The 9,495-nt window shown below is 35.7% G+C and carries 20 protein-coding genes and 1 pseudogene; all 21 read left to right on the top strand.

Translation table 11 applies throughout. The annotated features are described in order from the left end of the window. Positions 1-175 (top strand): annotated as a pseudogene (locus tag V7D82_RS12795) (30S ribosomal protein S3); the annotation flags it as partial. A gap of 17 nt (positions 176-192) precedes the next feature. Further along, positions 193-618, top strand: a complete 426-nt coding sequence (gene rplP, locus V7D82_RS12790; RefSeq protein WP_131476292.1) for a 50S ribosomal protein L16 — start codon at positions 193-195, stop codon at positions 616-618. A 13-nt stretch (positions 619-631) separates the two neighbouring features. Continuing rightward, positions 632-823 carry a 50S ribosomal protein L29 gene (rpmC, locus tag V7D82_RS12785; protein WP_121315001.1) on the top strand — a complete coding sequence of 64 codons (192 nt, stop codon included), beginning with the start codon at positions 632-634 and terminating at the stop codon, positions 821-823. Between the two features lie 15 nt (positions 824-838). Further along, a complete protein-coding gene (gene rpsQ / locus V7D82_RS12780) occupies positions 839-1,099 on the top strand; it encodes a 30S ribosomal protein S17 (RefSeq protein ID WP_121312857.1) in 261 nt (86 codons plus the stop codon). Between the two features lie 2 nt (positions 1,100-1,101). Next, a complete protein-coding gene (rplN, locus tag V7D82_RS12775; protein ID WP_007803649.1) occupies positions 1,102-1,470 on the top strand; it encodes a 50S ribosomal protein L14 in 369 nt (122 codons plus the stop codon). Positions 1,471-1,481: 11 nt separating this feature from the next. Next, the gene (gene rplX, locus V7D82_RS12770) at positions 1,482-1,796 is read left to right on the top strand and encodes a 50S ribosomal protein L24 (protein ID WP_162126308.1); all 315 of its coding nucleotides are present in this window, start codon (positions 1,482-1,484) and stop codon (positions 1,794-1,796) included. 2 nt (positions 1,797-1,798) lie between these two features. Continuing rightward, the gene (gene rplE, locus V7D82_RS12765; RefSeq protein ID WP_333601349.1) at positions 1,799-2,350 is read left to right on the top strand and encodes a 50S ribosomal protein L5; all 552 of its coding nucleotides are present in this window, start codon (positions 1,799-1,801) and stop codon (positions 2,348-2,350) included. Positions 2,351-2,353: 3 nt separating this feature from the next. Beyond that, complete coding sequence (rpsN, locus tag V7D82_RS12760; protein WP_108902306.1) at positions 2,354-2,623, top strand: 30S ribosomal protein S14; 270 nt, start codon at positions 2,354-2,356, stop codon at positions 2,621-2,623. Positions 2,624-2,727: 104 nt separating this feature from the next. After that, positions 2,728-3,126 carry a 30S ribosomal protein S8 gene (gene rpsH / locus V7D82_RS12755; RefSeq protein WP_187661032.1) on the top strand — a complete coding sequence of 133 codons (399 nt, stop codon included), beginning with the start codon at positions 2,728-2,730 and terminating at the stop codon, positions 3,124-3,126. A gap of 17 nt (positions 3,127-3,143) precedes the next feature. Next, a complete protein-coding gene (rplF, locus tag V7D82_RS12750) occupies positions 3,144-3,686 on the top strand; it encodes a 50S ribosomal protein L6 (RefSeq protein WP_333601348.1) in 543 nt (180 codons plus the stop codon). An 11-nt stretch (positions 3,687-3,697) separates the two neighbouring features. Beyond that, positions 3,698-4,051: a 50S ribosomal protein L18 gene (gene rplR, locus V7D82_RS12745; RefSeq protein WP_162126303.1), complete on the top strand. Its 354-nt coding sequence runs from the start codon at positions 3,698-3,700 to the stop codon at positions 4,049-4,051. A gap of 6 nt (positions 4,052-4,057) precedes the next feature. Next, on the top strand, positions 4,058-4,582 hold the full coding sequence (gene rpsE / locus V7D82_RS12740) for a 30S ribosomal protein S5 (RefSeq protein ID WP_133533887.1): 525 nt from the start codon (positions 4,058-4,060) through the stop codon (positions 4,580-4,582). A 12-nt stretch (positions 4,583-4,594) separates the two neighbouring features. Then, complete coding sequence (rpmD, locus tag V7D82_RS12735; protein ID WP_121312865.1) at positions 4,595-4,777, top strand: 50S ribosomal protein L30; 183 nt, start codon at positions 4,595-4,597, stop codon at positions 4,775-4,777. Positions 4,778-4,789: 12 nt separating this feature from the next. Next, positions 4,790-5,242 carry a 50S ribosomal protein L15 gene (rplO, locus tag V7D82_RS12730; protein ID WP_333601347.1) on the top strand — a complete coding sequence of 151 codons (453 nt, stop codon included), beginning with the start codon at positions 4,790-4,792 and terminating at the stop codon, positions 5,240-5,242. An 11-nt stretch (positions 5,243-5,253) separates the two neighbouring features. Continuing rightward, positions 5,254-6,597 (top strand): preprotein translocase subunit SecY, encoded by a 1,344-nt coding sequence (secY, locus tag V7D82_RS12725; RefSeq protein WP_333601346.1) that lies wholly within the window; start codon positions 5,254-5,256, stop codon positions 6,595-6,597. Between the two features lie 5 nt (positions 6,598-6,602). Further along, positions 6,603-6,818, top strand: a complete 216-nt coding sequence (gene infA / locus V7D82_RS12720) for a translation initiation factor IF-1 (protein WP_007136545.1) — start codon at positions 6,603-6,605, stop codon at positions 6,816-6,818. A gap of 11 nt (positions 6,819-6,829) precedes the next feature. Next, positions 6,830-6,946 (top strand): type B 50S ribosomal protein L36, encoded by a 117-nt coding sequence (gene ykgO / locus V7D82_RS12715; RefSeq protein WP_073370549.1) that lies wholly within the window; start codon positions 6,830-6,832, stop codon positions 6,944-6,946. 2 nt (positions 6,947-6,948) lie between these two features. After that, entirely contained in the window at positions 6,949-7,323 is a 375-nt protein-coding gene (gene rpsM, locus V7D82_RS12710; RefSeq protein ID WP_333601345.1) for a 30S ribosomal protein S13, read from the top strand. Positions 7,324-7,331: 8 nt separating this feature from the next. After that, entirely contained in the window at positions 7,332-7,715 is a 384-nt protein-coding gene (gene rpsK / locus V7D82_RS12705) for a 30S ribosomal protein S11 (protein WP_131476278.1), read from the top strand. Between the two features lie 80 nt (positions 7,716-7,795). After that, positions 7,796-8,401: a 30S ribosomal protein S4 gene (rpsD, locus tag V7D82_RS12700; protein WP_333601344.1), complete on the top strand. Its 606-nt coding sequence runs from the start codon at positions 7,796-7,798 to the stop codon at positions 8,399-8,401. A 21-nt stretch (positions 8,402-8,422) separates the two neighbouring features. Continuing rightward, positions 8,423-9,415 carry a DNA-directed RNA polymerase subunit alpha gene (locus V7D82_RS12695; RefSeq protein ID WP_121312871.1) on the top strand — a complete coding sequence of 331 codons (993 nt, stop codon included), beginning with the start codon at positions 8,423-8,425 and terminating at the stop codon, positions 9,413-9,415. Positions 9,416-9,495: the final 80 nt, after the last annotated feature.

Here is a 9,495-nt window from a genome sequence, read left to right as displayed (position 1 = left end):
TTATGGTAGAATGGGTATCAAAGTATGGATCATGAAAGGTGAGGTTTACGGAAAAAGAGACCTTTCTCCATTGGTGGGCATGGACAAAAAACAAGCCGGTCAAGGTGGTGGAAAAAATGATGCTCCACGTGGTGGAAAATCAAACGGTAAACCAGGAGCTCGTAAAAGAAAGTAATTTTAAACTAAAGAAAGATGTTACAACCTAAAAGAACAAAATACCGTAAGGTACAGAAGGGTAGAATGAAAGGTGTTTCTCAAAGAGGACACGAGCTTTCTAATGGAATGTTTGGAATTAAATCAGTACATGAAACCGGAATGTTCTTAACTTCACGTCAAATCGAAGCTGCGCGTATCGCTGCAACTCGTTTTATGAAAAGAGAGGGACAATTATGGATTAAAATATTTCCAGATAAACCGATTACCAAAAAACCTCTAGAGGTACGTATGGGTAAAGGTAAAGGAGCGGTCGAATATTGGGCTGCTGTTGTAAAACCAGGAAAAATTATGTTTGAAGTTGGTGGAGTTCCACTTTCTGTTGCAAAAGAGGCTTTGCGTCTTGCCGCTCAAAAACTTCCTGTAAAAACTAAGTTTGTCGTTGCTAGAGATTTCGAAGCATAATCTAAAATTAATTATGAAACAATCAGAAATTATAAATCTATCCGCAGCTGAGTTACAAGAAAAACTTAGTCAGTTAAGAAAAGCGTATTCCGACCTAAAATCAGCGCACGCTATTTCTCCAATTGCCAATCCACTTCAAATTAGAAGTGCTAGAAGAGCGGTTGCTAGAGTAGCAACAGAGCTAACTAAAAGAGAGTTACAATAATTGTATTCTGCTAAAATGGAAGATAAAAGAAATTTAAGAAAAGAAAGAATTGGTGTTGTTACGTCAAACAAAATGGATAAGTCTATTGTTGTGGCACAAGTAACTAGAGTAAAACACCCATTATACGGTAAGTTCGTGTTAAAAACTAAAAAGTTTCACGCACACGACGAAACAAACGACTGTAACATTGGAGATACAGTAAAGATCATGGAAACAAGACCTTTATCAAAAACCAAATGTTGGAGACTAGTTGAAATCATTGAAAGAGCTAAGTAATTATGGTACAACAAGAATCGAGATTAAAAGTAGCAGATAACACAGGAGCAAAAGAAGTTTTGACTATCCGTGTTTTAGGAGGAACGAAACGTCGTTATGCCTCTGTTGGAGATAAAATTGTAGTGTCAATAAAAGATGCAACACCAAACGGAAACGTTAAGAAAGGTGCTGTTTCTACTGCAGTTGTTGTACGTACCAAAAAAGAAGTGAGAAGAGCCGATGGTTCTTATATCCGTTTTGATGACAATGCTTGTGTTCTTTTGAACGCAGCAGGTGAGATGAGAGGAACTCGTGTTTTTGGTCCGGTTGCCAGAGAACTTCGTGAAAAACAATTCATGAAAATTGTATCATTAGCACCAGAAGTGCTTTAATTCATAGTAAGATGATAAAGCTAAAAATAAAATCAGGAGATGTAGTAAAAGTTATCGCTGGTGACCATAAAGGTTCAGAAGGTAAAGTTTTACGCGTTGACCGTGAGAAAAACAAAGCAATCGTTGAAGGTGTAAACATGGTTTCGAAACATACCAAACCAAGTGCAAAAAACCCTCAAGGAGGAATCGTAAAGAAAGAAGCTCCTATGCATATTTCAAACTTGTCTTTAATTGATCCAAAATCAAAAAAAGCCACTAAAGTTGGAATCAAAGTAGAAGGAGATAAGAAAGTGAGATTTTCAAAAAAATCTAATCAAGTATTATAGTTATGGCCTATACACCTAGACTTAAGCAAGAATATAAGGACAGAGTAATTGCTGCCCTTAAAGAAGAATTCGGTTATAAAAATGTGATGCAAGTTCCTAAATTGGAAAAAATCATATTAAGCCGTGGAGTTGGAGCAGCAGTATCTGATAAAAAACTAGTGGACTATGCAGTTGACGAGTTGACAAAAGTTACTGGACAAAAAGCAGTATCTACAATCTCTAAGAAAGACGTTGCGTCATTCAAATTGAGAAAAGGTATGCCAATTGGAGCTAAAGTAACTCTTAGAGGAGAAAGAATGTATGAGTTTTTAGATAGACTTATCACATCATCTTTGCCACGTGTAAGAGATTTTAATGGTATCAAAGCCACTGGTTTTGACGGAAGAGGTAATTACAACCTTGGTGTTACTGAGCAAATCATTTTCCCGGAAATTGATATTGATAAAGTAAATAAAATATCAGGTTTGGATATTACATTTGTAACTTCTGCAAACACAGATAAAGAAGCAAAGTCATTATTGGCTGAATTAGGTTTACCTTTTAAAAAGAATTAAGACATGGCTAAAGAATCAATGAAAGCCCGTGAGGTTAAGAGAGAAAAAACGGTAGCAAAGTACGCTGAGAAAAGAAAAGCTTTATTAGAAGCTGGAGATTACGAAGGGTTACAAAAATTACCAAAAAATGCTTCACCGGTTCGTATGCACAATCGTTGCAAATTAACAGGTAGACCAAGAGGGTATATGCGTCAATTTGGTATTTCACGTGTCACATTCCGTGAAATGGCAAATAACGGATTAATCCCAGGAGTTAAAAAAGCTTCTTGGTAGTCTCGCAATAAGTTATTACTTTTGCAAACCAAAAAATAATTTTAATTGGTTAAAGGTTCATTAGGTGAGTACCTCTTGAAAACCATAACCGCAAATTTATACATATGTATACAGATCCAATTGCAGATTATCTTACGAGAGTTAGAAATGCAGTGATGGCAAACCACAAAGTGGTTGAAATCCCGGCTTCGAACTTGAAAAAAGAAATCACAAAGATTTTATTCGATCAAGGATATATCTTAAGTTACAAATTTGAAGACAGTACTGTTCAAGGTACTATCAAAATCGCTTTGAAGTATGATAAAGATACTAAAGAGTCCGTAATCAAAGATATCCAAAGAATTAGTAAACCAGGTTTACGTAAATATGCTGGTGCATCAAAATTACCTAGAATCCTTAACGGATTAGGAATTGCTATTGTTTCCACTTCAAAAGGTTTAATGACCGGGAAACAAGCTAAGCAATTAAATGTTGGTGGAGAAGTAATTTGCTACGTATACTAATTAAAAACAGTTAAACAATGTCAAGAATAGGTAAAAATCCAATTTCAATTCCTGCTGGTGTTACTGTAGAAGTTAGTGAAACAGTAATTACAGTTAAAGGAAAATTAGGTCAACTTACACAAGAGTACGCAGACGTAACAGTGAAAGTTGAAGAAGGTCAACTAGTAGTAGAAAGACCATCTGATAGTAAAGATCATAGAGCAAAACACGGATTATACAGATCATTAATCAACAACATGATAGTGGGTGTATCTGAAGGTTTTACCAAAGAATTAGAATTGGTTGGAGTAGGTTACAGAGCCTCAAACCAAGGACAAAAATTAGACTTAGCCTTAGGTTTTTCTCATAATATCGTTTTAGAAGTTGCTCCAGAAGTAAAACTAGAAACGATCTCAGAGAAAGGTAAAAACCCAATCGTGAAGTTAACATCTTTCGACAAACAATTAATCGGACAAATCGCTGCCAAAATCAGAGGTTTCCGTAAGCCTGAGCCTTACAAAGGAAAAGGAGTTAAGTTTGTTGGTGAAGTATTAAGAAGAAAAGCAGGTAAATCAGCGTAAAAAGTAGTATTATGTCATTAACAAAAACTGAAAGAAGACAAAGAATTAAATTCAGAATCAGAAAGATTGTTAGCGGTACTGCTGCTAAACCAAGACTATCTGTATTCAGAAGTAATAAAGAAATCTATGCACAACTAATCGATGATGTGAATGGAGTTACTTTATTAGCTGCTTCATCAAAAGATAAAGGAGTAAACATTAAAGGTACAAACGTAGAAATTGCAACTGAAGTTGGAAAACTAGCTGCAGAAAAAGCGTTAAAAGCCGGAATCACAGAAGTAACTTTCGATAGAGGAGGTTATTTATATCACGGTCGTATTAAATCATTAGCGGAAGGCGCAAGAGCGGCTGGACTTAAATTCTAAGAAATTATGTATAACGGATACAAAAATGTAGAGTTGGTAAAACCTAGTGGTCTTGAATTAAAAGATCGTTTGGTAAGTGTAAATCGTGTTACCAAAGTAACAAAAGGAGGTAGAGCATTTGGCTTTTCTGCAATTGTTGTTGTAGGTGATGAAAACGGTGTTGTTGGACATGGTTTAGGGAAATCTAAAGACGTTTCTGAAGCAATTGCGAAAGCAGTAGAAGATGCAAAGAAAAACTTAGTTAGAATTCCTTTGAGTGGTCAATCAGTACCTCACGAACAAAAAGGAAAATTTGGTGGAGCAGCGGTATTTTTGATGCCTGCATCTCACGGTACCGGAGTAATTGCTGGTGGAGCTGTTCGTTCAGTTCTAGAGTCAGTTGGTATCCATGATGTATTGTCAAAATCACAAGGTTCATCAAATCCTCACAATGTGGTAAAAGCAACTTTTGATGCTTTATTACAAATGAGAAGTGCCGTTACTGTTGCAAAACAAAGAGGTATTTCTTTAGAAAAAGTATTTAAAGGTTAATTCAAGGAAATTATGGCTAAATTATTAGTAAAACAAGTTAGAAGCAAAATCAATTGTCCTCTTACACAAAAAAGAGGATTAGAAGCTTTAGGTCTTCGTAAAATGGGACAGGTTGTGGAGCATGATTCAAATCCAGCGATCCTTGGAATGATAAATAAAGTTAAACACTTAGTTTCCGTAGAGGAAGTTAAATAACAAATCATAGTTATGAATTTAAGTAACTTACAACCTGCTGAAGGTTCTACACACAATCAAAACAAAAGATTAGGTAGAGGAGAAGGTTCTGGTAAAGGTGGTACTTCTGCAAGAGGTCACAAAGGAGCTAAGTCTCGTTCTGGTTATTCTAAAAAGATTGGTTTTGAAGGAGGGCAAATGCCACTTCAAAGACGTGTGCCTAAGTTTGGTTTCAAAAACATTAATCGTGTAGAGTATCAAGGTGTAAATCTTGACGCACTTCAATTATTAGTAGATAACGGAATTGTTACCGATACTGTAGATTTCTCAGTATTTGTTGAAAACCGTTTGGCTACTAAAAGTGAAGTAGTTAAAATCCTTGGTAGAGGCGAATTGAAAGCAAAATTAAAAGTAACTGCTCACAAATTTACTGCAACTGCAAAAGCGGCTATTGAAGCTGCTGGTGGAGAAGCTGTAACCCTATAATTGCTATAACAATGAAGAAATTTTTTGAATCATTAAGTAATGTTTGGAAAATAGAGGAACTAAAAAATAGAATCCTGGTAACGCTAGGGCTATTATTAGTTTACAGATTTGGTGCGCATGTTACGCTGCCAGGTATTGATGCTACTCAGTTGCATAGTTTAGCAGGTCAAACAGAAAAAGGTATTGGATCAATACTGGATATGTTTACCGGTGGAGCTTTCTCAAAAGCATCAGTATTTGCATTAGGTATCATGCCTTACATTTCTGCTTCAATTGTTGTTCAGTTAATGGGTATCGCTATTCCTTACTTGCAAAAATTGCAAAAAGACGGTGAGAGCGGAAGAAAAAAATTAAATCAAATTACAAGATGGTTAACTATTGCCATTACTCTTGTTCAAGGCCCAGGTTATATCTATAACTTGTACAGAACATTACCAGGTAATGCGTTCCTTTTAGGATTTGATTCTTTTGCTTTCTTATTCTCATCCGTTTTAATTCTTACCACGGGTACTATTTTCGCTATGTGGTTAGGAGAAAAAATTACAGACAAGGGAATTGGAAACGGTATTTCACTATTGATCATGGTTGGAATCCTTGCCAGACTACCACAAGCATTGTTTCAAGAATTTACTTCAAAGGTTACCAATAATAATGGAGGTCCAATGTTATTAGTACTTGAAATCATCGTTTGGTTATTAGTAATTATAGCCTGTGTACTATTAGTAATGGCAGTTAGAAAAATTCCGGTACAATACGCTCGTCGTACAACAACCGGAGATTTCGAACAGGATATGATGGGCGGAAACAGACAATGGATTCCATTGAAATTGAATTCAGCTGGTGTTATGCCAATCATCTTTGCTCAAGCCATTATGTTTATTCCGGCAGCTGTAGCGGGACTTTCAAAATCTGAAACGTCACAATCTATTGCAGGAACTTTTAGTAATATGTTTGGTTTTTGGTATTGTTTAGTTTTTGCTTCGTTGATTGTAATCTTTACATTCTTCTATACGGCAATTACAGTTCCAACAAATAAAATGGCCGATGATTTAAAAAGAAGCGGTGGTTTCATACCAGGTGTTAAGCCAGGAATTGAAACAGCTGATTTCTTAGACAGAATCATGTCTCTTATAACATTCCCAGGTTCATTGTTTCTGGCGTTAATTGCTGTGTTCCCAGCGATTGTTGTTAGTCTTGATGTACAACAGTCTTGGGCTATGTTCTATGGTGGTACTTCATTAATCATTATGGTTGGTGTAGCTATCGATACTATTCAACAAATAAATTCTTATTTATTGAATAAACACTATGACGGATTGATGAAAAGTGGTAAAAATAGAAAAGCAGTAGCTTAATTTTTATGGCAAAACAATCAGCAATAGAACAAGACGGATCAATAATCGAAGCATTGTCAAATGCAATGTTCCGTGTAGAATTAGAAAACGGACATATTGTAATTGCTCACATCTCTGGAAAAATGCGTATGCATTACATCAAATTGTTACCTGGTGACAAAGTGAAACTGGAAATGAGTCCTTACGATTTGTCAAAAGCAAGAATTACATATAGATACTAAAGCTAGTAAAAATGAAAGTAAGAGCATCAGTTAAAAAAAGAAGTGCCGAGTGCAAGATTGTGCGCAGAAAAGGCAGATTATACGTAATCAACAAAAAGAATCCTAGATTTAAACAAAGACAAGGATAGTTATGGCAAGAATAGCAGGGGTAGATATCCCAAAAAACAAAAGAGGAGTTATCGCTTTAACCTACATCTTCGGAATTGGTAAAAGTAGAGCAATTGAGATTTTAGAAAAAGCTCAAGTTAGCCAAGATAAAAAAGTTCAAGATTGGAATGACGACGAAATCGGAGGAATTCGTGAGGCCGTTTCTTATTTCAAAATTGAAGGTGAACTTCGTTCAGAAGTTTCATTACACATTAAACGTTTAATGGACATTGGATGTTATAGAGGTATCCGTCACAGATCTGGTCTTCCGTTAAGAGGACAAAGAACTAAGAACAACTCTAGAACAAGAAAAGGTAAAAGAAAAACTGTTGCTAACAAGAAAAAAGCAACTAAATAATAAGTAATATGGCTAAAGCGACTACAAAAAAACGTAAAGTTATCGTTGAATCAACGGGCGAAGCGCATATTAATGCAACCTTTAACAACATCATCATTTCGTTAACAAACAAAAAAGGTGAAGTTATTTCTTGGTCATCTGCCGGTAAAATGGGCTTTAGAGGTTCTAAAAAGAACACTCCGTATGCAGCTCAAATGGCCGCAGAAGATTGTGGAAAAGTAGCATTAGAAGCTGGACTTAAAAAAGTAAAAGTGTATGTGAAAGGACCAGGTAACGGACGTGAGTCGGCTATCAGATCAATTCACAACTCAGGAATTGAAGTAACCGAAATTATCGACGTTACTCCAATGCCACACAACGGATGTCGTCCTCCTAAAAGACGTAGAGTATAATTATAGTATAATCAAGATAGAACAAAGATTATCGGAGGATTCGACCTGAATTCATAATCTCTATCTTAAAACAATTTAAAATGGCAAGATATACTGGTCCAAGTACAAGAATTGCTCGTAAATTTGGCGAAGCAATATTCGGAGAAGACAAAGCCTTCGAAAAAAGAAATTACCCTCCTGGACAACACGGGATGGCAAAAAAAAGAGGTAAAAAATCTGAGTACGCTGTCCAATTGATGGAAAAGCAAAAAGCTAAATATTCTTATGGAATTTTAGAAAAACAATTCAGAAACCTTTTTGAAAAAGCAGCAGCTTCTAAAGGAGTAACAGGTGAAATCCTTTTACAATTATGCGAAGCAAGATTAGATAACGTTGTGTTCAGAATGGGAATTGCACCTTCAAGAAGAGCTGCAAGACAAATCGTTTCTCACCGTCACATCACTGTGAATGGAGAATTGGTGAACATCCCATCTTACCACTTGAAACCAGGTGACAAAGTTGCTGTTCGTGAAAAATCTAAATCTGTTGAAGCTATCGAGCGTTCATTAGCCAACTCTTCTCACGTATATGAGTGGATTACTTGGAATAATGACACTAAAGAAGGAACGTTTGTTTCTGTTCCGCAAAGACTTCAAATTCCAGAAAATATTAAAGAGCAATTAATCGTAGAGTTGTACAACAAATAATAATTGACATTAGTCTAAATTATGGCAATATTTAATTTTCAGAAGCCCGATAAAGTTATCATGATCGATTCAACCGATTTTGAAGGTAAGTTTGAATTCAGACCTTTAGAACCGGGATACGGATTGACTGTTGGTAATGCACTTAGAAGAGTTTTACTTTCTGCGTTAGAAGGTTATGCCATTACTTCGGTTCGTATCGAAGGAGTAGAGCATGAGTTTTCTACCATTTCAGGAGTTGTTGAGGATGTTACTGAAATTATCTTAAATCTAAAACAAGTACGTTTCAAGCGTCAGATTGAAGATGTAGATAATGAAACAGTTTCTATCTCAATCTCAGGAAAAGACCAAATTACTGCTGGTGATTTTCAAAAATTCATCTCTGGTTTTCAGGTATTGAACCCAGAGTTGGTAATTTGCAACCTTGACAGTAAAGTGAATCTGAACATGGAATTAACTATCGAGAAAGGTCGTGGTTATGTTCCTGCTGAGGAAAACAAAAAACAAAACGCAGCCATTGGTACTATCTTTACAGACTCTATTTTTACTCCGGTAAAAAATGTAAAATACGCCATTGAAAACTTCCGTGTGGAGCAAAAAACAGATTATGAAAAATTAGTTTTTGAAATCAAAACTGATGGTTCTATCAATCCAAAAGATGCTTTAACAGAAGCTGCCAAAGTTCTAATTCACCACTTTATGTTATTCTCTGATGAGAGAATCACGTTGGAAGCTGATGAAATCGCTCAAACTGAGTCTTACGACGAAGAATCCCTACACATGAGACAGTTGTTAAAAACTAAATTGGTGGATATGGATTTATCAGTAAGAGCTTTAAATTGCTTGAAAGCAGCAGAAGTTGATACCCTTGGAGATTTAGTATCTTTCAATAAAAATGACTTGATGAAGTTCCGTAACTTCGGTAAAAAATCGCTAACTGAGTTAGACGAATTGGTTGCCAACAAAAATTTAACCTTCGGAATGGATTTAGGTAAATACAAATTAGATAAAGAATAATCTAAGCCGAAAGGTTTAAATTTACAATAGCAATGAGACACGGAAAAAAAATCAATCACTTAAGCAGACAGACCGGACAT

The organism is Flavobacterium sp., assembly GCF_036741995.1.
Taxonomy (GTDB): domain Bacteria; phylum Bacteroidota; class Bacteroidia; order Flavobacteriales; family Flavobacteriaceae; genus Flavobacterium.
This window is presented reverse-complemented; position numbering and strand designations above follow the sequence as displayed.